Raw genomic sequence first — 22,084 nt, forward strand, 5'->3', positions numbered from 1 at the left:
ATGAAGTACACCTGGCTGCCCTTGAGTGCCTATCTCTCGTTTGAACGTCTACATGAAGAGGTACACCGCTTACTCGGTGGTTACGGAACTGATCACGCGATTAATTTTGAATAGGCACTTAGAGGCATAGTGATTATCCTTGGAAATTGAGTGCTGTTTTGCTAAGCAGCGCTCACTTTTTTATTAGTGTTTACTTCATGCTATGAGTGAAGGTATATCTTTATTAAAGTTGGATTAACTTATTATATCGTATTAAGCGTTATTATAAAGCTGCAATTCAAGTACTCGAACGCACTAAATGTGTATTATTGTGAACTCGACTATTGTTGCATTGCAGAATGAAAACTCCGCTTGAAAATTGAGTTTCAGAGATGTAGTTGGCAAGCTTGCCGCGGTCTAAGTTACATGCTTTAAGCAAGCACTTTTGATAGCGTCTTTATTGAGAAGGCAGCTGCTTGGCTGCTTTTTTGAAAATTTGTACAAGAGCGCCATACCTCTCAGACATGGCGCTCTTGTCGTTAATTACTCGTATCAGGCACTACCTCAGGCAAGGAAGTCCCACTGCACAGAATCAAGGTCGTGGCTGCGCATCTCATCTGAGAACATAAAGCCGTCCACTATCTCACTTAATGTGGCTTCAGCCATTTGTTCACTCCAGTACGCCTTACCGCTCTCATCTGCTTCGCGCCCCAACAGGCTTGTATAAAGCAAGTCTAGATAGTCGTCGTCCTCTTGCACTAACCGGCCCGATTCCTCCGAGTTCAGGATCGAAAGTGCCATATCTGCACGGCTCACCCCGTTGGCACTCTGCTGTGCCCAGTACTGCACGCCTTCTACATCTGCCTGGCGACCCAGCACCTGGGCATAAAGCCCGGTAATCCAGGCCAAGTCTTCATCGTAGCTCAAGGCCAACTCGTCGTCGGCAAAGGTGAGTGTCTCGATATTAATTAAGGTGTCGATATCCTCAGGTTCTGTCTTGGACTGCACGGTGATCACGCTGTGCTCCTGAGTGACCACATAGTCATCCCGGTTGCCCTCATAACTGACCGTGTCGGTGTCGCTGCCGCCGTGCAGCAGGTCGGCACCAGCGCCACCGAACAGTTCATCGTCGCCGCTATCGCCGAACAACCGGTCGTCGCCGCCCTCAGAGCCAATGGTGTCGTTGCCACCGCCGCCGTGCAGCTCGTCATCGCCAGCCCCCAACACAATGTATTGACTGGCATCATCACCAATCACCACGTTGTCACCGGCACCACCGCGGATAGTCGTAGCGCCGACAATACTGGCAAAATCGATATTATCGAGCTGGAGCTGGTTGCCTTGGGAAAGTGAGCGCACGTCGATCACAAATGCTTCCTGATGGCTATTGCCTGCGCCATCGTCGTCGCCGATACCGGTAATCTGAATGGGCGTACTGGTTGAGTTGCCGTTGTTGTCACTGATGACCAACGTGCGGATATCCAGCAGTGTGCCTTCCGGGCGGTTAGCGAGCCACTGCCCGGCCACACCGGTTTGCGCGCTCAAGTTAGCCGGTTGCTGTGCATCAATGCTGTTGATTAAATCGGCCAACGCTAGCTGTGGGTCAATCGCTGTGCGAGCCCCCTGGTTTACTAGGCTAACGCCACCGGGCAGCGTCGCGGTCACTTCGTTGGCGTTGCCACTGTTTTCTACCAGCTTGGCCGTACCGCTGCGGCTGCTGGTATTGGTAATCGTCTCGCTCACCGTTGGCTGGCCGGAGGGGGTACTCGGTTGGGGCTCGTCGGGGGTGGTCGGTTCTACCTGGATAGGGTCTGGGTTAGGCGAGGACTCGTTCACATTCGTTACAGTGACCGCCAGCGTTTGCGCGGTGGTGCCACCCTGGCCGTCGTCGGCGGTCACATCAACATGGTAGACGTTATCGTCATCGGCATCCGCGGGGGTTTCGAAGTTCGGGGCGCTGGTGAAGGTCAGCACCCCGCTGTTGGCGTCCAACGCGAACAGTGCCTGGTCGGTGCCGCCGGTCAGACGGTAGATCAGCGTGTCGCCGTCGGCATCCGTGGACGCCAGTGTGGTGACCGCTGTTGCGTTCTCGGCCACGCTCAAGGTAGGGGAGGTGGTGAGCACCGGGGCATCGTTGGTTCAAAGATGTGTGCTTCATTGATAAGGGCAAAAAGCTCTCCAACGTTTAACACGGAGCCTTTATCATCGGCTGCAGGCCACAAGGATCTTGGCTATTGAGGAAGACGGTCATAAAAGGGCTTTGACATGGCGGACACAAGCCGTCTACACGGGTATAATACATTTATCAACAGCCACGCTATTCACGGTGGGAGGTAAAGATCATGATAACGGCTACCCACAATCTCCTTGTCCAGCACCTGCTGGATGTTGCCTTTGACCTGGCCAACAATGCCGGTCGGCTTATTCAGCGCATTGCGGATACCCGGGGAAATACCAAACCTGGGGACGACACCTTCCAGCGTCTTGTTCGTAACGCTCAGGTGTCCTTCGATCAGCTAGTGGAAGATGCTGATCAATACATTCTGACGGTCGAAGAGAGCGGTGATGCCCCGCTGGATTACCGCTCACTGGAAGGGCTTGCCGAACGTTTACGCACTATCGAACGCGAAGTTAAGCGCTTGATGAATCATTCTGAGACACCCAGCGATATCATAGTATCGTTGGAGCAATGCGGTTTTCGCCGTTCTATTGCCAAGACCCGTAGTCGCATGACACTGGCAGCCCAAGTTTCCAAACAGCGGCAAGTGATCGCTAAGACATATGATACAACGGTTTCTCCGGCAGCCTATGCCGCCGCTGCCACGCTCATGACAGAAAAGCTGGGTGAGAAAGCGAGGCAGTCCGGTGATTGAGGTGGCGTTTCATCCAGAGACGGAACACTACTTCGACAGTATTGACACCACCTTTCCTGGGTTCAAGCAGGAACTGCTGGAGAGTTTCACTGACTATATAGCTTCCGGTAGGGAAGTCGTACCTGATTGCTTCGGTAATGATGCGCCCTATACGCAACCTTATGGCGCTTTTCGCGCGGGGTTGATGCATATCCACATTGCCGTCCCGCCGACGATCTTTCCTAAAAAGCGTCCCCAGGCTGACCGGAAATGTCCGCTGAACGCACCGGATCAAGACGCAGCCTTGGTTTACGTGCAAGGCGAACTGGAAGAAGACCATTACTGTTTGCTTGCCATTCTCTATCCAAACGCTCATCAGCAAGCAAGCGACAACCGCACGATCCCCTATCTCGCCCGTCTGGCTCAAGACTTCAAAGACCGACACTGAACTTTTGCATCCATCTACCCGGCAATCTACAGCGGTTAAAAGTTGCGTTTATGAAGGCACTCAAAACGCCGCATGTAGTGGTATGGGGCGCTCCTAGCGCCAAATCACTGCGCCAACGTCACCTCATCGCCAAAGGCAAGCCCCAGATCAGCTATCAGCAGCACTGCGTAAAATTTATCCATCAAAATCAAAGCGCCAATCCTCGGCGTCATCAAAGATGCAGGCGTGGCCATGCTACCGAGCCTGGGATATAGATCGGTTCATCGTAAAGGTAATATTTAAGCCTTTTTTAAGCGGTTTCCTTTAGAAAACGAGGTTTCCCGTTGGTTCGGAAATATCACAATGGCAATAAATAAAGATAAAACAAATGGTTAAGCGTATTTTGCTGGGGAGCTCACCGCAACTTCTTGACTATGGTCTCGCATGAATTCCGCACGCCGCTGGGTATCATGGCGGCGTCGGCGGATCTCATTGCCTGTAACTTGCCAGTAGATGATCAAGAATCAGCCGAGGAACTGGATCGCATCCACAGGGCCTCGCGGCGGTTAGGAAACTTGGTTGAGGGGTGCCTGGCGGACGATTGGCTGGAAAGCGTTTCACAGAGCCGCCGTTCAGGCGAGCTGGATGTCGGTGCCGTGCTGGCCGAACTGGCCAAGGAGTACAACGTGGTTCTACATGGGGCAGAAGAACCGCTCCGAGTAGATGCCGACCCCTATTTGCTGCCCATCGCCTTTTCCGCTCTGCTGGATAACGCCTGTAAATACACAGCCACGCCCGAGGGCGTCACGCTTTCGTGCCGCCAAGAGGGCAGGACCGTGGAGATAGCCGTACGTGACGACGGGCCAGGGATTGACCCTGCTGATGTGTCGCGCCTGTTCGAGAAGTTCTATCGCGCACGCCGCACTCAGCATAAACCGGGCGCCGGCCTGGGACTGCATCTGGTGCAGCGCATCGTTGCGCTGCACGAAGGGAGCGTTAAATTGGACCAAACCCATGGCACGATGTTTTGTGTCTCGTTACCAGTGCTTGAGGCTTAAATGGAGATTCCCATGTCCTCAATACGCATCGCGCTTGTGGATGACGAACCGGACTTTCGCCAGCCGGTGGCCCGCTACCTGCGCAAACGGGGGATGACGGTGTATGAGGTTGGCTCGATCGAGGCGTTGCAGCCCATACTTTCGGAGTTTGCACCGAACATCATCTTGCTTGATGTGGGCCTGCCCGGTGAAAGCGGCTTGGACGCGCTTAAACGCCTGCGCGAGGAAAGCAAAGCTGGGGTCATTATGGTGACGGCTCGTGGGGGGCTTGAAGAACGCATCGAAGGCCTCGACCGTGGCGCCGACAGCTATCTTTGCAAACCGGTGAGCATGCGAGAGCTGGAAGCCGTGGTGCTTAGCCTGTGGCGGCGGATTGGAAATGACGCAACGGCCGAGGCGGGCGCCGAAACGCCCAACGACCCAATGGCGGAGGAGTGGGTATTTGATGCCGAGGCCTGGGCACTTATCTCACCCGACGGCGAGCGCGCCCGGCTTTCCGCGGCAGAGTATGGCGTTCTCTCCCTGCTGACGGAGGTGCCTGGCAAGCCTGTGTCCCGCGATCACCTCTTTGTCGCCTTGAAGAAGCCACCGAGTGGACCCGATGACCGCAGCCTGGATGTACTGGTTTCCCGGCTGCGAAGGAAGTTTTCGACCTCGGCGTTCAAGCTTCCGATCCAGTCAGTTCGGGGGGTGGGCTACGTATTTCCCGGGCCGGTCTCGCGGCGCGGCTCGGTACCTGTGGTGAGCTGAGCTTATGTCGCCATTTGAGATTATTAGAGACCTCAAACATCTGCCTTGCGCCTAGATCGCCCTCTAGAGAAGATGTATTGGTGCTGGAATCTACAGCACCTGGTGCTGCACCCAGCCCTTGTAAGAGCTCGACTTGTCGGGCGAGGTGTGTCTGGTAAAGCGGAAGGCCGCCCTCAAAATAGCAGCATGGTTAGGCGTCAAAGTCCTCACCAGCCTCCTTGGCCTTCTAACAAACTGCGGGTGTTGTTATTTAACGGTAGGCGAAAATCGGCGCTGCCGAGCACCATAGCGTCGCCTGCTCTCACTACACGCGCACTTACGTAGACATAGTCCTGGCCTTGCGCGTAGGTGCCCATCAGAATGGAACGAGCGTTGTGCTGGGCGCTTAGGCGCTGCACTTGGCGGGAAAGAATTAACTCTCCCACACTCTCTTCAATAAACATGCTGTCGCGCATTTTGACTTCGCGGACTTCCATACCCTGGCGCGAGAGTGCTGATGCCATGATTTCAGAGCTGATCCGCCCAAGCGTGGAGGATTGGCTCAAATTGTCGATGCTGACAAAAGTAGCGGCAATCATGGGGCTGTAGCGCGTCAGTTCCGGGTTGCTAGCGATCATCTGTTCGGCAGCGGTATGCACCAATTCAGAAAGGTCGGGTTCCGGTTCCGCAGGAGGGTTGTTAGCATTACCCAGCGTGCCGCAGCCAGCCAGCAATAGTAGTGCCATGCTCATGACAGCAATACGGGTGATAGAGTGCGCGCGCAGTGTAGAAAAGAATGTGTTCAGCATGAAATTACCACGTATCAGTAAGAGGAACGGAGGGTGTGGTAGGCGCCTGTGGCACACGATGTGGGGCATATTGACGACGATCGCCCGCATTAATGTAGTAAATGTTGGATGACGAGTAGACAATTCGTTCGCCATCAACAATCTGGGTCGTCACAATGATCTCTTCGTTACCGGTATAGGTCCAACTACCGCTGGTGGTATCGGCGAGCATACCCGCAGGGATTAACGCCAGCGCTGGCTCGCTCCACTGATTAAAGGGAATGGTGGCCACGGCGATGCCAGCGGTTAGCGCAGTGAAAGCGCCTACCGGCGGGCGTACAAAATCGCGATCCCGATGTTCGACCACTTCGACATCAATGGAGATATTGGCGCTGTTGGCAGTGGGTACGGTAGTGAGGTTGGCGCCGCGTGAAACCAGCTCACTGGTAAGCAGCGTGCGAAAGCCACGCCCAAATTCGCCGCCGCTGTAGGCGTGTAAGTCACCCGTGTCGGCTTCTGTGATATATAAGTCGCGATTTCGAACGCGCTCACGTTGCAAAATGCTGGTAGCTTCGTGACGGGCGAGCACGTCCCAGTGATGGGCGGCCTGCATGCGTTGCTGCTCGGTATAGGGGTAAGTCGTAGCAATGGGCGCTTGTGATGTATTGGCATAGAAGCAGCCGCTGAGCATTAGGCTCGCCAGCCCCACGCTAACAGGACGTATGAAATAGGGTAAACGACATAATAGGGGACGGATGCGCACCTGCGGGTTCCTTTTTGCTACAAAACGGCTTTTGATAGACTGTTCGCTATGCTTAGTTTGCCATGCCTAATTCGACGTACCTAGCGCTAAGTGCCTAGTCCTAAGTGCTAGGTTCACAGTACTGGGTTCAAAATACATGATTAGATCTAAATAGCTAAATCGGCCAAGAGGTTCAAAACTTGAGTCAACTACCCCCGCCTGAAGGCGGGAGCTTGTGACAACACGCTGGGTTGACCAGGGAGAGCGGTAGCCAACCCGCTACGTTGATAACAGGTCGCCAAAACTCACCGGCAAGTGCTTCCTCAGCTTGCCGCTCTGAAAGGTCAGGATCATGCGGGCGCAAGGTAAAACGCCGAAGGTCTTGATCGCTGTTGGCAGCGCTATCGTCAGCAGGAGCCGGTTATCGACATTCCCGAGGGGAGACGGGGCGCACGCCTCGCGACACAAGACCCGTAAGGGTATTTACACAGGAGAAAATCGCATGGCGGTTTTCGTCATAGACAAACAGAAGCAACCGTTGATGCCGTGCAGCGAAAAGCGCGCCCGCTTGCTGCTAGGGCGCGGTCGTGCCGTGGTGCATAAGCGTTACCCGTTTACCATTCGACTGAAAGATCGGGTGGGCGGAGACATGCAGCCGCTACGCCTGGGCATTGACCCTGGCAGCAAGACCACTGGGTTGGCGCTGATGCGCGAAACCGACACTGAACAGCGTCATGTGCTGTGCCTGTTTGGGCTGGTGCATCGTGGGTACCAGATAAAGAAATCGCTGGAGCAGCGCGCTGCCTTTCGGCGTCGTCGCCGGTCGAAGAATCTGCGCTACCGCGCCCCGCGCTTTAACAATCGCACCAAGCCCAAAGGTTGGCTGGCACCGTCGCTGCAGCATCGCGTTGACACCGTGATGGCCTGGGTAAATCGGCTCAGTCGCTTGGCACCGATCACCGGCATCTGCCAAGAGTTAGTGCGCTTTGACACGCAACAGTTGGAAAACCCAGAGATTAGCGGCGTCGAGTATCAGCAAGGCACGCTGTTGGGCTACGAGGTGCGCGAATATTTACTGGAAAAGTGGGGGCGCGAATGTGCGTATTGTGGCGACACAGACACACCACTTGAAGTCGAGCATGTGGTGCCGCGTTCACGCAGCGGTTCGAATCGTGTCAGCAACTTAACGCTGAGCTGCACCCCTGTAATCAGGCCAAGAACAGCCAGGCATTGGCTGACTTCTTTGCCCACGACAAGGGACTGCATCGCCGCTTGAAAGCCAATGGCCACACCGCTGCCATTCGACTAGAGCGGGTACAGCGCCAGCTCAAGCAGTCATTAAGAGATGCCAGCGCCGTCAACGCGACCCGTTGGGCGCTGTTCTCCGCGCTCAAGACCACTGATTTGCCGGTCGCCGTCAGCAGCGGCGGCCGCACCAAATACAACCGCCAGCGACTGGGCATCCCTAAAACCCACGGCCTGGATGCTGCCTGTGTCGGTGCATTTGACACGCTTCACGCTTGGCAGGTGCCTACCTTAACCATCAAGGCGATGGGGCGTGGCAGCTATCAACGCACGCGCCTGAACAAGTACGGCTTCCCACGCGGCTTTTTGATGCGACAGAAGCAAGTAAGAGGCTTTCAGACCGGCGACATGGTGCGTGCGCTGGTGCCCACCGGCAAGAAAGCCGGAATGCATACGGGGCGTGTCGCGGTGCGTAAAACCGGCAGCTTCAATATCCAAACAGAACACGGTGCGGTGCAAGGGGTTTCGCACAACTACTGCACCGTGATCCAGCGCGGTGATGGCTACGGCTATCACCACACCCCCTCTATCAACCTAACAGGAGGAGCGGGACAGGCGGTGGCGTGATCCAAGTCGCCCTGCGGGCGACGCGCTCTCCCTCCTCGCACTAAAAGTACGAGGTATCCCGCGTAAAATCTGATGAGCGATAATACCAATGCTTGAAGATCACCGCGGCGGACCGCGCCATGATTCGCTGATGTCGGCTTATCATGAAAGTGATAGCAATAGCGGTTGGATGATTAGCTATCTGGATATCATGACGTTGTTGGTGGCTCTCTTCGTCGTCATTATCGCCGCGACAGGGGCGAACCATTCAGAGTGGTTGGCAGGCGATACAGCAATTGACGCTAGTCAATCGTCATCGCCTTCGCTGGAAATCCCTTTGCCTGAGTCGTTAGCAAACGCCATGCCTGAGCGCGTTGGTAGTGCCGCCTGGAGTGGCGCAGGGCTGAGCCCGATGGCGGTGAGTGCGTCGCTGGGGGTGGCTGGCTTGCCTAAGCTGTCTCGGTTACCCCGGCGGCGCGTTAGCGTTGGTGTACCGCCGCTGTTGGCCGCGCCGAAACCTGTTGAACCGGCCATTACCCTCCCTAAACTGCTAATGCCTGCGGGCAGTGATGATTTTTCATCGCCTCTGGCGGATTACATGGTGGTGTTAACTGACCGGCCCCCGGTAAATGTGCAGGTTGTCAGCGACGAGTCAGTGGCGGGTGCGCTTGCCCTGAACCAAGCGCTTTCCCAACGCGTTGAGGAGTCTACCTATCTGCCCGACCTGGAAGGTGTTGAAGTATCACGAGTGGCGGAAGGCATTAGCCTGCGTGTACAGGATCAATTGCTGTTTCCTTCGGCGACGGCTGAGTTAACCAACGACGGGTCATCATTAGTCGGCAGTTTGCTGGAAACGATTCAGCGCTATGATGGCGAAGTATGGGTGGAAGGCCATTCGGATAGTCAGACGATTAGCACCGATGAGTTCTCTTCCAACTGGGCGCTTTCAAGTGCGCGCGCCATCGCCATTGTTGAGGCGCTGGAAGCGTCGGGCGTCGATGCTGAGCGTCTCCGGGCCGTCGGCTTGGCAGCCACAAGGCCGCTGGAAAGCAACGCTAGCGCAGAAGGGCGGGCTCGCAACCGGCGGGTTGAGGTGGTTATTCATGTGGAGTAAGGGTCGGTTTGGGTGTGTTCAGCGAACGAGAAAATCGCCTAACTCTTCGTAAAATTTGAATTTAGAATCTGCCGACAGTAGCTGTGCCTGATGATCTAAAGCTGTCGCGATGATAATACGATCCTGTGGATCACTGTGATGCCTTGGCAGCGAGACAGCACGTTCAGCGATGGCGGGTGTAATGGGTAAAAGAGCGATGCTTGATGCGTCAAGCGCCTGCTCGAACCACCATTCCAGAGCGCAACCTAGCTCAATGCGCTTGTGCTCAACTAGCCAGGCCACCTCAAACAAACTGATTGCACTTACCCCGACACTGACATCGGTTTCAATCGCATCACGCCAGTGGTGCTTTAGCCGCTCGTCGCCAGACATCCACCATAGCCAAACATGGGTATCTAGCACTTGCATTAGGTTAAATCCCAGCTTGAGTCTGGCACTGTGTCTAAAATATCTGCTTTAAAAGCAATGGGCGGCACTTTGGCTGGATAACGCTGAATGGTTGTCTCATGATCAGGTTCAGCACTATCTTCAGCTAAAACAATAATTTTCACATGACGATTTTTCAATTTTTCAAACTGTGGAAGACGGATGTATTCGTTTTTGATATCTGCTTCAAACTCGATGGCGTACATGACAAACCCTCAGAAAAACCTTTGAAATTCAGAATAGCACATTTGAAATTCAGGCCCTAGATTGCTTCACTGCATTCGTAAAGCCATGGGAAGGTGTAAAGAATAAAGAGAGAAATTGATAAAAAAACCCGCCGGGGGAGGCGGGCATGAAAGGGCTTGGCTCACTGCAGCCCACTGGCATCAGGTGAGGGGTGTACAGGATTACCAGTGGGTACAGGTTTGGTGTAGCTATTTATAAGGCCTTGCCAAGTGCTGTCTCAGTTTTTTTATGTTCTGCCTCATTCTTTTAATAGGTAGCGCCGCGACAAGTGCACTAATGTGTTTCATGCGTTTTTTTGGTGCATTCATGCTGCTTCTTTTTGGTGCTTGGGATTGTGGCGTGACATTAAATTTTAAAAAATCCCGGTAACCCTCTGCTAAAGCTACACTTCTCTGATTTGGCTTATAACTTGCTATCCTTTTCAAAGCCAATTACTCGTTGGTCATCGCCATAGGGCATCGCAAGCTACTATCTTGACGATGTGCTAAGACCGAATAGAGGTAGTGCCATGCCGGAATCCAATCAGTTTTCAGCGCCGCTTTCTCCGTCGCCTTCTCCGTCACCATCGCCGGTAGACCCTGCGTTTCAGCCGCGTCTAGTCGTGACCGATTTAGATGGTTCGCTGCTGGATCACCATAGTTATGATTTCAGCCCCGCCGCGCCTTGGCTTGCTCGTTTAAAACAAATGGGCGTGCCGGTCATTCCGGTTACCAGTAAAACCCGTGCGGAGTTGATTCCGCTGCGCGAAGCGTTGGGCCTGACGGGTACGCCTTTTATCGCTGAAAATGGAGCGGTGATTGGCTTGCCGCCAGGTTGGTGCCATGCGCGGTTAGACCGCCCTGGTGGCGGTCGCGATGGGGTTGTGATTAAACACCCTGGGGTGGATATTGGCTTTATTCGTGCGCGCTTAAAGGTGTGGCGCGAGCGTTTGGATATTCAATTTACCCGGATGGGTGAGCTGAGTGTGCAGGAGGTCATGGAGCTGACTGGATTAGACGAGCCCCGCGCCCGTGATGCGCGGCAGCGGGAAGGCAGCGAGCCGCTGTTGTGGAAAGACAGTGACTCAGCATTAGAAGCGTTTCGCGCTGCACTGGAAGGGGATGGCCTGCAGCTAACACAAGGCGGACGTTTCTTTCATGTCATGGGGCGCTCGGCGGATAAAGGCAGCGCAGTCGAGTGGTTGGTGAAACGCTTTACGGCGTTAAGAGGTCGCACGCCTCTTTCATTAGGGCTGGGGGATGGGCCGAACGATATCTCTATGCTTGAAGCGGTTGATCAAGCCGTCGTCATCCGCGGTTGCCACGACTTAGTCGTAGAGCTGCGTAACACTTCGCTATATCGCACGGAAGCAACAGGGCCGGCCGGCTGGGCAGAGGGGGTTGCCCACTGGTGGGGGCGAGATGACCGCCGTTTAGCGACGGCGGAGAAAGGTGATGCTGTGGTTTGAGAACAGACGTTATTTGAGAACGGTTCAGTAGTTGAGAACCGTTCCATGAATCCAGGGAGGCAAGCGCATGAGTGACTTTCATCAAAATGGGATTATTACCGACTTCCATAACCTGACTAAGCGTTCAGTAGAAGCACTTGAAGAGGAGCTATGCCAATTTTCCCGACGGCGGCCGATGGGGTTGATTCTACCGTCGCTTTTTTCCGAATTGGAAGGACCTGCGCTTTCAGCGATTGTTGATGAACTGGTTAAGGTGCCTTACCTCAGTGAGATAGTCATTGGCTTGGATCGCGCCGACCGAGAACAGTTTTTATTCGCCCGTGAATTTTTCTCCCGGCTGCCGCAACATACGCGCATTTTATGGAACGATGGCCCGCGCCTGAAAGCGCTCGATGCAGAATTGGAAGAGCATGGGCTAGGGGCGTTGGAGCCAGGTAAAGGGCGCAATGTGTGGTACTGCGCAGGTTATATGTTGTCGTCTGGGCGCTCGACGGTGGTCGGGCTGCATGATTGCGATATCCTCACCTACGACCGCGGGCTGCTGGCGCGCTTGATGTATCCCGTCGCTCATCCTAATTTTAATTATAGTTTCTGCAAAGGCTATTACCCGCGTATTGCGGAAGGCAAGCTCAATGGCCGTGTCTCTCGACTATTAGTCACACCGCTGCTGCGGGCGCTTAAAACCGTTTGCGGGCCGCTACCGTACCTCGACTACTTGGATAGTTTCCGTTACCCGCTTTCGGGCGAGTTTGCGATGCGTAGCGAAGTGCTGGAAGGCATCCGTATCCCCGCTGATTGGGGGCTGGAAATCGGTGTGCTATCGGAACTGCAGCGCAATTACTCACTGCGCCAGCTCTGCCAAGTCGATATTGCCGATGCCTACGACCACAAGCACCAGCCGGTTAGCGAAGATGATCCCAATGGCGGCTTAAACCGCATGAGCTTGGATATCTCAAAAGCGCTCTATCGCAAATTAGCCACTCAGGGCATTACCTTTAGCAGCGAAGATTTCCGCACGCTCAAAGCGACTTATTACCGCTTTGCATTGGATTTGATTGAGGCCTACGACCACGACGCCACCATGAACGGCCTGAGCCTTGACCGTCATAGTGAGGAGCAAGCGGTCGAGCTATTCGCCAGTAATCTACTCGAAGCGGGCAACCTATTTTTGGATAACCCTAGAGAACGGCCCTTTATTCCCAGCTGGAACCGCGTACAGGCAGCCGTGCCCGACCTCCTCACGCGTATGCACGAGGCGGTCGAACTGGATAATCAAGGTAAGGTTTAACGCCACAAACGGCGGAATGAAAACAGGCCAGCTGCCCATCGGTAGCTGGCCTTGTTTTTAGCGTGTATTAAAAATCGCTGTCCTGATAAGCAGCCCGTGGCGCCGTTGATGACGCTGGTAAGCTTGCCTGCATACGCTCCGTGGACTGATTAATACGGAAGTTGGCCACCAGCTGGCGCAGTTGGGTGCTGAGTTGCGCAAGCGTTTGGGTCGCATGATTGCTCTCTTGCACCAGGCTGGCATTCTGCTGGGTCATTTGATCCATTTGCGTGACGGCTTGGTTGACCTGTTCGATACCGCTGCTCTGTTCAATGGTGGCGGCTGAAATTTCCTGCACCAGTGTGCTGAGTTGCTTGATGTCATCGACCATGCCATTGATAACATCGCCGGTCGCCTGAACCTGGCGGCTGCCTTCCATTACTTTGCTGTCCGACGCTTCGATCAGGATTTTAATCTCTTGTGCGGCAGAGGCGGAGCGGCTGGCAAGTTGACGAACTTCATTGGCCACCACCGCAAAACCGCGCCCTTGCTCTCCAGCGCGCGCGGCTTCAACGGACGCGTTCAGGGCCAAAATGTTGGTTTGGAAGGCAATGCCATCAATCGTGTTGACGATGCTGCTCATTTGCGTGGCGCTTTCATTAATCGTCGCCATGGTGGTGATCACCGTGGACATCGAATCACTACCCCGCTGAGCGCTGTCGGCGGTGCGGGTGGCAAGCGTACGCGCATGGTCTGCGTGTTCTGCATTCTGCTTAACGGTAGCCGTGAGCTGTTCCATGCTGGAAGCGGTTTCGGCTAGTGAGGCTGCCTGCTCTTCGGTGCGTGTCGAAAGCTCTTCGTTGACGCCCACAATTTGCTCGACACCACTATTGACCTGATTGGCTCCGTGATGAATATCGCCGATGGTGACAGCCAGGGTTTCCCGCATACGGTTAATATCAAACAGTAAGCTCTGCTGATCTTTCGCTGAAAGCTGGGTTACCTGGGTCAAGTCACCGTCGGCGATATGACGTACAACGCTGGCGGCGTAGCGTGGGTCGCCGCCTAAACGACGGGAAACATCCCGGATCACCCAGCCCATCAGCAGCGTTACCGGTAAGCCGATGATTAAAAGAATGATCACTGAGCGAATCAGGCCAGCAATGAAGGCTTCGTTAATATCATCGACATAAACACCTGCCGCCATTGACCACTGCCATTCAGGGAGATAAGCCACGTAGCTGATTTTGGGTACCTGCTCATCGCCGGTAATACGACGCGAGTAGTAGTCAACATGACCCCCGCTGGATTGAGCGGCCTCACGAAAAGCGGCGTAAAGATCCATGCCGCTAGCGTCTTGATAAGCGCTCATGTCTTCACCGCGGGGGCGATTGGGGTGGGAAACAATACGTAGGTCGTCGTCGAAGGAAAATAGGTATTCACCGCCGCCAAAACTGACGCTGGACATATTATCGATGGCGCGCTGCTGCGCCTCTTCTTCGCTTAGCTCGCCAGTGGCCACCCGTTCTTGTAGGGCTTCAATTTGGCTATGCACGCTCTCGATCACGTATTGAATGCTGTCGCGTCGTTCACTCTCAATCGTTTGTCTGTTTTCCAACGCTAGCCAGCCAACTAACAACAGCATGGCAATCCAAATGATACCCAGCGTTCCCCAGAGTTTTTGCGTCGTCGTTAAGCGTGTCATGTTTTTCCTAGCCGATTTATGTAAGCAACGTTTTTATCGGCTAGAAACGACAATACCTTAGCTAAATATAATATAAATGCCGCTGCGGCACAGTTCATGGCCGTGGCAGCATAAGTTGTGATTGCTCACTATGTTCGTAGGATATGGGGGAGGGGGCACATGACTGAGGGGATATCGCTCAATGAAAGGGACTCCTCCCCTCTCGAAGCTTCAAAGAGCTACATTGATAGTTGAACCACTTCAATGCGGAGGGGAAGAGTCATGAACAAGCATAAGACAATAGGTATTGATCTGGCAAAGCGTGTTTTCCAAGTGTGTGTTGTCGACACCCGCCGCCCGCGTGCTCAGGTCAACAAAGAGCTTAAACGGCATCAGGTCTTGGATTTTATGCGCCGCCAACCGGCCTGTCGGGTGTTCATGGAGGCGTGCGGTGGATCGCATTATTGGGCGCGACAGCTGCAGGCCCTCGGCCATAGCGTTGCGCTCATTTCACCCCAGTTTGTGACGCCCTTTCGCAAGGGGCACAAGACCGATGCCAATGACGCGCTCGCGATCGTTGAGGCCGGGTTGCGCCCTGATATGCGCTTCGTGCCGCTCAAAAGCGTCGAGCAACAGGATATTCAGAGCCTGCACCGCATTCGGGAAAGGTATATTCATCAACGCACCCAGTTGATCAATCAGGTTCATGGGTTATTGCAGGAATATGGAGTGATCAGCGGTCGGGGACAGAAAGCGTTAAAGCAACGTGTCTGGCTCGCCCTGGAAGATGCCGATAACGAGCTTTCGATGCTGATGCGTGACTTGATTGCCGAGCAAATGGCGGAGCTGGATCGACTCAACGAGCGTATTCAGTCACTGGATAAGCGCGTGGAGCAGATGAGCCGTGCGGTGATGCCTTGTCGCCAACTGTTGGCGATTGAGGGAGTGGGACCGGTGGTCGCCACCCAGCTCTATAGCGCCCTCGGTAACGGCGACGCCTTCAAGAAAGGTCGCCAAGCATCAGCCTATCTGGGGTTAACGCCGACACAACACAGCAGTGGTGGCATCGCGAAGATCAAGGGCATTGGCCGAACGGGGCAAATCTCGCTGAAAGCCGCCCTGATACGCGGCGCACACTCGGCCATCAACACCGTGGGTGACAAGCAGGATGCCAAAAGCCGTTGGCTACGCGCGCTGGTCGCACGCGTTGGCAAGAACAAAGCGGCTGTCGCGTTAGCGAACAAGACAGTGCGAACCGCCTGGGCGGTTCTGCACAGCGGACAGTCCTATTGTAGAGAGTTTAACGACGGTTCAGCGCTGATGGCGAGCTAAGCGGTAGCACCACCAGCGCCTAAGCGCCGAGAGGCGACTACCTTGTTGCCGGGCAACGATTGATGAAAAACAGGTCAGACCGACCTTCTCAAAACCTGATCATCGCGATGGCTGAAGAAGCCTCCCGCTCGTTGAGGAGAGAAGGTGCGCGATGTTCATCAGGGTCAGGGGATAGCGTCCCCATCAAGAGACCGACTATACGCACGCATCGGCTTATGTTTTTCCATCATCGTCGCTTGCAACCGGGGAGGAGTCCCTATACGCGATGACAAACATAAAATCGCGAGCGATATTAATGCTAATGCTAAAAATCGCTGTCCTGATAAGCAGCCTGTGGAGTAGGTGAGGAGGCGGGTAAGCTTGCCTGCGTATGCTCTGTGGACTGATTAATGCGGAAGTTGGCTACCAACTGACGAAGCTGGTTGCTTAGCTGGGCCAGGGTTTGGGTGGCCTGAGTGCTCTCTTGCACCAGGCTGGCATTCTGCTGGGTCATTTGATCCATTTGCGTGACGGCTTGGTTGACCTGCTCGATACCGCTGCTCTGCTCAATGGTGGCGGCTGAAATTTCCTGAACCAGTGTGCTGAGCTCCTTGATGTCATTGACCATGCTGTTAATCACATCACCGGTGTCGCGAACCTGGCGGCTACCTTCAACCACTTTGCTGTCTGATGCTTCGATCAGCGTCTTGATCTCTTGTGCAGCAGCTGCCGAGCGGCTGGCAAGTTGACGAACCTCATTGGCCACCACCGCAAAACCGCGCCCTTGTTCTCCAGCGCGTGCGGCTTCAACGGACGCGTTCAGGGCCAAGATATTGGTTTGGAAGGCAATACCATCAATCGTGTTGACGATGCTGCTCATTTGCGTGGCGCTTTCGTTAATGGTGGCCATCGTGGTCGTAACGGATGACATCGAATCGCTGCCGCGCTGAGCACTGTCGGCTGCCCTGGTGGCAAGTTTGCGCGCATGGTCTGCGTGTTCCGCGTTTTGCTTAACGGTGGCCGTGAGCTGTTCCATGCTGGTGGCTGTTTCGGCCAGCGACGCTGCCTGTTCTTCGGTGCGTGTCGAAAGCTCTTCGTTCACCCCTACAATTTGCTCGACACCGCTGTTGACCTGATTGGCTCCTTGATGAATATCACCGATGGTAGCGGCTAGGGTTTCCCGCATACGGTTAATATCAAACAGTAAACTCTGCTGATCTTTCGCTGAAAGCTGCGTTACCTGTGTGAGATCACCGTCGGCGATATGGCGCACCACGCTGGCGGCGTAGCGGGGGTCGCCGCCTAATCGACGGGAAACATCGCGGATCACCCAGCCCATCAGCAGCGTTACCGGCAGGCCAATGATCAGCAGTATCCCGATTGAGTGAATCAAGCCGGCGATAAACGCTTCATTGATATCATCAACATAAACGCCCGTTGCCAGCGACCACTCCCATTCGGGTAGGTGTGCTACGTAACTGGTTTTTGGCAACTGTTCTTCGCCACCGGCGCGAGTAGAGTAGTAATTGACGTGGCCACCGCCTGCCTGGGCAACACGCAGTAACTCTGGGTATAGCGCCATACCGCTGGCGTCCAGATAGTCGGTCATATCAGTGCCGGATTCGCGGCTGGGGTGGGAAATAACCAGTAAGTCGTCATTGAAGGAGAAAATGTATTCGCCTGCCCCAAAGCTCACACTAGACATATTGTCGATGGCGCGCTGCTGCGCTTCTTCAAGACTGAGCTCCCCAGCGTTTACCCGTTCCTGCAGAGCTTCAATTTGGTTTTGTACACTTTCGACCACGTACTGAATACTGTCGCGGCGTTCGCTGACAATTGTTTGACGGTTCTCAAGGGCTAACCAACCTACCAAGAGCAGCATAGCTATCCAGATGATGCCCAACGTTCCCCAGAGTTTTTGTGTTGTTGTTAAACGAGTCATGTTTTTCCTTTTTTGTAATTGAGTAGTTCTGCCCCTATTTATTCCTATCGGCCTAAACAAGGCAAAGATTAATGAAATGTTTCATATCTGCTGCTGGGTGTATCACTTCTCTTTTGTGAATAGTAGCTGCTGCAATATTCAAAAATAGTCTAACGATAGAACCTGGAATGCACTATGCTGTCTTTAAAGCATGAGAATGCGATTACCACTAATGGGAGGCAGCAATGCAACGCCCAATCGTTAAGCACTTTTTTGATGAACCCACGAACACCTTTAGCTATGTCGTTCAAGACCCCGATAGCAGTGCCTGCGCGATCATAGATTCGGTGCTCGATTTTGATTATGCCGCAGGGCGAACGGATGTGCGTTCAGCTGACAACATCATCGCCTTTGTTCGCGAACACCAGCTCGACGTCGCCTGGATTTTGGAGACCCATGTGCACGCCGACCACCTTTCGGCAGCCCCCTATCTGCATGAGCAGTTAGGAGGCAAAACCGGCATCGGTGCCAAAATAGTCAAGGTGCAAGAGATCTTCGGCAAGGCGTTCAATGCGGGTACCGAATTTGCTCGGGATGGCAGCCAATTTGATGCGCTGTTTGAAGAAGGGGATACGTTCAACATTGGGCAATTACAGGGCCGTGTACTGCATACCCCTGGTCATACGCCCGCCTGCTTAACCTACGTAGTGGGGGATGCTGCCTTTGTAGGGGATACGCTTTTTATGCCGGATTATGGCACCGCGCGGTGCGACTTTCCCGGCGGCGATGCACGTACCCTGTATCACTCTATTCAAAAAGTGTTGGCGCTGCCCGAGCAGACGCGGCTGTTTTTATGCCACGACTATAAAGCCCCCGGCCGCGATACCTTTCAGCATGAAACCAGCGTAGCAGAACAGCGCAGTGAGAATGTGCATGTTCACGAAGGTGTCAGCGAAGAGGCGTTTGTGAAGATGCGCACCGAGCGTGATGCCACCTTAGGCATGCCACGGCTCATTATTCCTTCGGTTCAAGTCAATATGCGTGCTGGAGCGCTGCCTCCGGCGGAAGAGAATGGCACGGTCTATTTAAAAGTGCCGATTAATTTTTTCTAACCGTTTCTATTTTTTTCACCTGTGAAAGCGGAATGCTTGGGAGACACCAGTGGATTGGACAGCAGGTTTACAAGGCTTAGCTGGGGGCTTGCTGATTGGGCTTTCCGCCACCTGGCTAATGGCAACGTTAGGGCGTATCGCGGGGATTAGTGGGATCGTTGGTAACTTAATTACCCAACGTCCCAAAGGCGATAGTGCTTGGCGAGTGGCGTTTGTTTTAGGGCTGATTAGCGGGCCGCTATTGATCATGGCATTAGGTGGCGGTTTGGGAAACGTGGCGGGGAGCCCGGGTGAAGTGATTGGCGCGCCAGCCGGTGGCGTCGGATTGATGTTGGTGGCCGGCTTGTTGGTGGGGGTGGGCACGGGGCTTGGTAGCGGCTGTACCAGTGGGCATGGCGTATGTGGCCTAGCACGCTTGGCGCCACGCTCCATGGCAGCCACCGGTATGTTTTTGCTGACGGCGCTAGTGACCGTTTATATCTCGCGCCATCTGTTAGGCCTAGGCGGTGTGCAATGAACAGGAGTGTCATGAACAGTAAGGCGATGAAAACAGCGGCTGGTTATGCGGCAGGGTTGATTTTTGGTTTGGGTTTGGCAATTTCCGGCATGACCGACCCCGCACGAGTGCTGGGGTTTTTAGATGTAGCGGGCGCCTGGGATCCGACGCTGATGTTTGTGCTTGGCGGGGCCGTGGTAACCACCTTTATCGGTTATCGGCTGGTATTCAAGCGTTCGGCACCACTGTTGGGCGGCGTCTTTCAGTTACCCACCAAGAAGGAGCTGGATGGCAAGTTGCTGGGCGGCGCTGCGCTGTTTGGCATTGGCTGGGGGCTTTCCGGCTATTGCCCTGGGCCTGCAATCGCCTCTATCGGCGGCATATCACTCCCGCTAGCGGCCATGCTGGTGACGATGGTGCTGGGGTGGTTTGCCGCCAAAAGGCTCGGTTAATACGTCGGATTTATATGGCTGCTACTGCTAACGCCCTTGCCTTTATTGCAAGGGCGTTTTGTTTTCTTAACGCTGAGTTAATGCGTGGCCGTCATGCTGTGAGGTAATAAAAAGGAAACCATTATGCACGTCTTGCTGATTGAAGATGACCCGCTGGTGGCATCGGGTATCCGCTCTGGATTAATGACCTTCGATTTTGTCGTCGACCACGTCTCCACGTTGAACGCTGCTCGCCAATCGATGCGAACAGTTACTAGTGATGTGGTCATTCTTGACCGTGGCTTGCCGGATGGTGATGGCCTGCAGCTGTTGGCCGAGTGGCGTCAGCAGGGCGTCAATGTGCCGGTGTTGGTTTTAACCGCAAGAGATACCGTGCGAGACCGGGTGGATGGCCTGCAGGGCGGTGCCGATGACTATCTGGTCAAGCCCTTCGATCTGGATGAATTAGTCGCGCGCCTGCACGCTTTGCTGCGCCGTGTGGCAGGGCGCAGCAGCGGCATGATTTCCCATGGAGCCCTTGCGTTAGATCCCGCCGCCCGCGAAGTGTATGTCGAAGGGCAACTGATCACCCTATCTCGCCGTGAGCTGGTGCTGCTGGAAACCTTCCTGCAATCGCCGCGCAGCGTACTGTCGGCCGATCAGCTCAAAGACAGCCTTTATGGCATGAATGATGATGTCGAGAGCAATGCGCTGAATGTGCATATACACCATCTGCGCCGCAAGCTCGGGAGCGGGGTGATCGAAACGGTGCGCGGGCTTGGCTATCGACTGGGCAAGCCTGAGGCGGTGCACTTGGCGGGCACGCCCTATGAGTGTGAGATAGATAAAGGCCAGCTATGAGTTTACGTGCCCGCTTACTAATCACCCTGGGGCTAACCCTGGCGTTGCTATGGGGTATCGCAGCCGCGTGGCTGATGCGTGACCTGGAAGACAAATTTGTAGAAACCCTGGATCAACGCCTGGCGCAGTCGGCGCGAATGGTGGCTGGGCTGGTTTTGCAGCTTCCCCTTGACGTATGGGAGGACGCCGAACATCCGGTGCTCTCCATTCCCTCTATTGAAGGGCTGGCCTGCCAGGTGCATTCCCCCCAAGGCGAGGTCATGGCGCGCACCCATGCCGATATGGACGATGTGCTGACGCCGGGAGAGGGCGGGCACACCTATCGTCAGGCTGGCGATGTGACCTGGCGGGTCTTCACCTACGAGCGCAATGGCATCGTGATTACCACCGCCGACCGGATGGATGAAAGGAACATACTGCTTAGCGGCGTTATTCGGGTAGCGGTGGTGCCGTTTGTGGTGGCACTGGTGGGCAGCATGGTGGCGTTGTGGCTAGGTATCTGGCGTGGGCTGGCACCGCTGACACGCTTGCGAGAGTCGCTTGCCAACCGCCATCCAGATGCGCTGGCCCCGGTGGCTACCTACGGCTTGCCAAAAGAGATCCGGCCTCTCATTACAACGCTTAACGCGCTGTTGGCGCGGGTGCAGCAAACCATTATCCGCGAACAGCGCTTTACCAATGACGCTGCGCACGAGCTGCGCACGCCGCTGACGGCCATCAAGACTCACCTGCAAGTTGCCCGGCGCGTTGAAGGGGAGGCGGCGAAGGCATCGCTAAATCAGGCGGAAGAGGGCGTGGTACGGCTGAGCTCGACTCTTGATCAGCTGCTGACTCTGGCACGGGTAGAAGGGCGTGCGCGGTTTGATGATGGCGAGGTAAGCCGTGTTGCCGATGTTGCCGAGTGCGCCCTGGCGGATTGCCACCATAGTCACTCCGGCCGCTTTGTAGTACCCGCTGATTGGCCAGAGACCACTTTGGCCATGCCTCGTGAACTAGCGATTACCGCGCTACGCAATTTGCTCGATAACGCGCTGCACCATGGGCCATCGGAAACACCCGTAACGCTGGAGGCGCAGTGGGAGCACGGGCAGCGCTTTCTTACTTTCAGCGTCAGCGATCAGGGCCCTGGCGTCGATGACGCGACGCTCAAGCAACTGACGCAACGCTTCTGGCGTGCTAGCAAGCAGCAGGGAAGCGGGCTGGGGCTGGCGATTGTCGCGGCAATCGCTGAACGATTCGATGGCGAAGTGGCATTCGCCAGCCCGGCGGGGGGCGGGTTTACCGCTCGCCTGATAGTGCCAGTGGCGGACAATTAAAAAATGATAACGCAAGGGAGAAGCCG

23 protein-coding genes and 1 pseudogene are annotated in these 22,084 nt (G+C 54.9%); 16 read left to right on the forward strand and 8 right to left on the reverse strand.

What is annotated here, in order from left to right; genetic code table 11:
• Positions 1 to 114 (forward strand): annotated as a pseudogene (locus V8L70_RS13615) (IS630-like element ISHsp2 family transposase); the annotation flags it as partial.
• Between the two features lie 429 nt (positions 115 to 543).
• Here the strand turns inward: V8L70_RS13615 and V8L70_RS13620 are convergent.
• Positions 544 to 2,103, reverse strand: a complete 1,560-nt coding sequence (locus V8L70_RS13620; RefSeq protein ID WP_336269672.1) for a DUF4214 domain-containing protein — start codon at positions 2,101 to 2,103, stop codon at positions 544 to 546.
• Positions 2,104 to 2,321: 218 nt separating this feature from the next.
• Between V8L70_RS13620 and V8L70_RS13625 the strand changes: the two genes are divergently transcribed.
• Together V8L70_RS13625 and V8L70_RS13630 are read left to right on the forward strand one after the other, a co-directional pair.
• A complete protein-coding gene (locus V8L70_RS13625; RefSeq protein ID WP_336269673.1) occupies positions 2,322 to 2,852 on the forward strand; it encodes a hypothetical protein in 531 nt (176 codons plus the stop codon).
• Positions 2,824 to 3,279 (forward strand): type II toxin-antitoxin system YafO family toxin, encoded by a 456-nt coding sequence (locus V8L70_RS13630; protein ID WP_336269674.1) that lies wholly within the window; start codon positions 2,824 to 2,826, stop codon positions 3,277 to 3,279. Before V8L70_RS13625 ends, V8L70_RS13630 begins: the two co-directional genes overlap by 29 nt.
• 104 nt (positions 3,280 to 3,383) lie before the next feature.
• Here the strand turns inward: V8L70_RS13630 and V8L70_RS13635 are convergent, their stop codons facing one another.
• On the reverse strand, positions 3,384 to 3,512 hold the full coding sequence (locus V8L70_RS13635; protein ID WP_336269676.1) for a hypothetical protein: 129 nt from the start codon (positions 3,510 to 3,512) through the stop codon (positions 3,384 to 3,386).
• 174 nt (positions 3,513 to 3,686) lie between these two features.
• Here V8L70_RS13635 and V8L70_RS13640 point away from each other — a divergent pair, with 174 nt between their 5' ends.
• Together V8L70_RS13640 and V8L70_RS13645 are read left to right on the forward strand one after the other, a co-directional pair.
• Positions 3,687 to 4,316: a sensor histidine kinase gene (locus V8L70_RS13640; RefSeq protein ID WP_336269677.1), complete on the forward strand. Its 630-nt coding sequence runs from the start codon at positions 3,687 to 3,689 to the stop codon at positions 4,314 to 4,316.
• A 12-nt stretch (positions 4,317 to 4,328) separates the two neighbouring features.
• Positions 4,329 to 5,066, forward strand: a complete 738-nt coding sequence (locus V8L70_RS13645) for a response regulator transcription factor (RefSeq protein ID WP_336269678.1) — start codon at positions 4,329 to 4,331, stop codon at positions 5,064 to 5,066.
• Positions 5,067 to 5,272: 206 nt separating this feature from the next.
• Here the strand turns inward: V8L70_RS13645 and V8L70_RS13650 are convergent, their stop codons facing one another.
• Together V8L70_RS13650 and V8L70_RS13655 are read right to left on the reverse strand one after the other, a co-directional pair.
• Complete coding sequence (locus tag V8L70_RS13650) at positions 5,273 to 5,854, reverse strand: FlgO family outer membrane protein (protein WP_336269679.1); 582 nt, start codon at positions 5,852 to 5,854, stop codon at positions 5,273 to 5,275.
• Between the two features lie 4 nt (positions 5,855 to 5,858).
• On the reverse strand, positions 5,859 to 6,596 hold the full coding sequence (locus tag V8L70_RS13655) for a hypothetical protein (RefSeq protein WP_336269680.1): 738 nt from the start codon (positions 6,594 to 6,596) through the stop codon (positions 5,859 to 5,861).
• Between the two features lie 481 nt (positions 6,597 to 7,077).
• On the opposite strand from V8L70_RS13655, the gene iscB reads away from it, so the two are divergent.
• The 3 genes from iscB to V8L70_RS13670 all read left to right on the forward strand — a co-directional run bounded on the left by iscB (position 7,078) and on the right by V8L70_RS13670 (position 9,540).
• Complete coding sequence (gene iscB, locus V8L70_RS13660; RefSeq protein ID WP_336269681.1) at positions 7,078 to 7,851, forward strand: RNA-guided endonuclease IscB; 774 nt, start codon at positions 7,078 to 7,080, stop codon at positions 7,849 to 7,851.
• On the forward strand, positions 7,806 to 8,447 hold the full coding sequence (locus V8L70_RS13665; protein WP_336269682.1) for a hypothetical protein: 642 nt from the start codon (positions 7,806 to 7,808) through the stop codon (positions 8,445 to 8,447). The genes iscB and V8L70_RS13665 overlap by 46 nt, the downstream gene beginning before the upstream one ends.
• Before the next feature lie 88 nt (positions 8,448 to 8,535).
• Positions 8,536 to 9,540 carry an OmpA family protein gene (locus V8L70_RS13670; protein WP_336269684.1) on the forward strand — a complete coding sequence of 335 codons (1,005 nt, stop codon included), beginning with the start codon at positions 8,536 to 8,538 and terminating at the stop codon, positions 9,538 to 9,540.
• Between the two features lie 18 nt (positions 9,541 to 9,558).
• On the opposite strand, the gene V8L70_RS13675 is transcribed toward V8L70_RS13670, so the two are convergent.
• Both V8L70_RS13675 and V8L70_RS13680 read right to left on the reverse strand, forming a co-directional pair.
• Entirely contained in the window at positions 9,559 to 9,948 is a 390-nt protein-coding gene (locus V8L70_RS13675) for a type II toxin-antitoxin system VapC family toxin (RefSeq protein ID WP_101145150.1), read from the reverse strand.
• Positions 9,948 to 10,172 carry a hypothetical protein gene (locus V8L70_RS13680; protein WP_101145149.1) on the reverse strand — a complete coding sequence of 75 codons (225 nt, stop codon included), beginning with the start codon at positions 10,170 to 10,172 and terminating at the stop codon, positions 9,948 to 9,950. The genes V8L70_RS13675 and V8L70_RS13680 overlap by 1 nt, the downstream gene beginning before the upstream one ends.
• A 548-nt stretch (positions 10,173 to 10,720) precedes the next feature.
• On the opposite strand from V8L70_RS13680, the gene V8L70_RS13685 reads away from it, so the two are divergent.
• Both V8L70_RS13685 and V8L70_RS13690 read left to right on the forward strand, forming a co-directional pair.
• The gene (locus V8L70_RS13685; protein WP_101145148.1) at positions 10,721 to 11,659 is read left to right on the forward strand and encodes an HAD-IIB family hydrolase; all 939 of its coding nucleotides are present in this window, start codon (positions 10,721 to 10,723) and stop codon (positions 11,657 to 11,659) included.
• Between the two features lie 67 nt (positions 11,660 to 11,726).
• Positions 11,727 to 12,947: a glycosyltransferase family protein gene (locus V8L70_RS13690; RefSeq protein WP_101145147.1), complete on the forward strand. Its 1,221-nt coding sequence runs from the start codon at positions 11,727 to 11,729 to the stop codon at positions 12,945 to 12,947.
• Between the two features lie 67 nt (positions 12,948 to 13,014).
• Here V8L70_RS13690 and V8L70_RS13695 read toward each other — a convergent pair whose 3' ends face one another.
• Positions 13,015 to 14,631 (reverse strand): methyl-accepting chemotaxis protein, encoded by a 1,617-nt coding sequence (locus V8L70_RS13695; RefSeq protein ID WP_336269686.1) that lies wholly within the window; start codon positions 14,629 to 14,631, stop codon positions 13,015 to 13,017.
• A 261-nt stretch (positions 14,632 to 14,892) separates the two neighbouring features.
• On the opposite strand from V8L70_RS13695, the gene V8L70_RS13700 reads away from it, so the two are divergent.
• Positions 14,893 to 15,942 carry an IS110 family RNA-guided transposase gene (locus V8L70_RS13700; protein ID WP_336269687.1) on the forward strand — a complete coding sequence of 350 codons (1,050 nt, stop codon included), beginning with the start codon at positions 14,893 to 14,895 and terminating at the stop codon, positions 15,940 to 15,942.
• Between the two features lie 304 nt (positions 15,943 to 16,246).
• Here the strand turns inward: V8L70_RS13700 and V8L70_RS13705 are convergent, their stop codons facing one another.
• Positions 16,247 to 17,863, reverse strand: coding sequence for a methyl-accepting chemotaxis protein (locus tag V8L70_RS13705; protein ID WP_336269688.1), 1,617 nt, complete (start codon positions 17,861 to 17,863; stop codon positions 16,247 to 16,249).
• A 224-nt stretch (positions 17,864 to 18,087) separates the two neighbouring features.
• Between V8L70_RS13705 and V8L70_RS13710 the strand changes: the two genes are divergently transcribed.
• The 5 genes from V8L70_RS13710 (at position 18,088) to V8L70_RS13730 (ending at position 22,058) form a co-directional block, all read left to right on the forward strand.
• Complete coding sequence (locus V8L70_RS13710) at positions 18,088 to 18,954, forward strand: MBL fold metallo-hydrolase (protein WP_101145144.1); 867 nt, start codon at positions 18,088 to 18,090, stop codon at positions 18,952 to 18,954.
• Positions 18,955 to 19,003: 49 nt separating this feature from the next.
• Complete coding sequence (locus V8L70_RS13715; protein WP_176302761.1) at positions 19,004 to 19,471, forward strand: YeeE/YedE family protein; 468 nt, start codon at positions 19,004 to 19,006, stop codon at positions 19,469 to 19,471.
• 11 nt (positions 19,472 to 19,482) lie between these two features.
• The gene (locus tag V8L70_RS13720) at positions 19,483 to 19,902 is read left to right on the forward strand and encodes a DUF6691 family protein (RefSeq protein ID WP_336269690.1); all 420 of its coding nucleotides are present in this window, start codon (positions 19,483 to 19,485) and stop codon (positions 19,900 to 19,902) included.
• 123 nt (positions 19,903 to 20,025) lie between these two features.
• A complete protein-coding gene (locus V8L70_RS13725) occupies positions 20,026 to 20,742 on the forward strand; it encodes a response regulator (protein ID WP_336269691.1) in 717 nt (238 codons plus the stop codon).
• Positions 20,739 to 22,058 (forward strand): ATP-binding protein, encoded by a 1,320-nt coding sequence (locus tag V8L70_RS13730; protein WP_336269693.1) that lies wholly within the window; start codon positions 20,739 to 20,741, stop codon positions 22,056 to 22,058. Before V8L70_RS13725 ends, V8L70_RS13730 begins: the two co-directional genes overlap by 4 nt.
• Positions 22,059 to 22,084: the final 26 nt, after the last annotated feature.

It is taken from the genome of Vreelandella arctica, assembly GCF_037070215.1.
GTDB classification, from domain to species: domain Bacteria; phylum Pseudomonadota; class Gammaproteobacteria; order Pseudomonadales; family Halomonadaceae; genus Vreelandella; species Vreelandella arctica.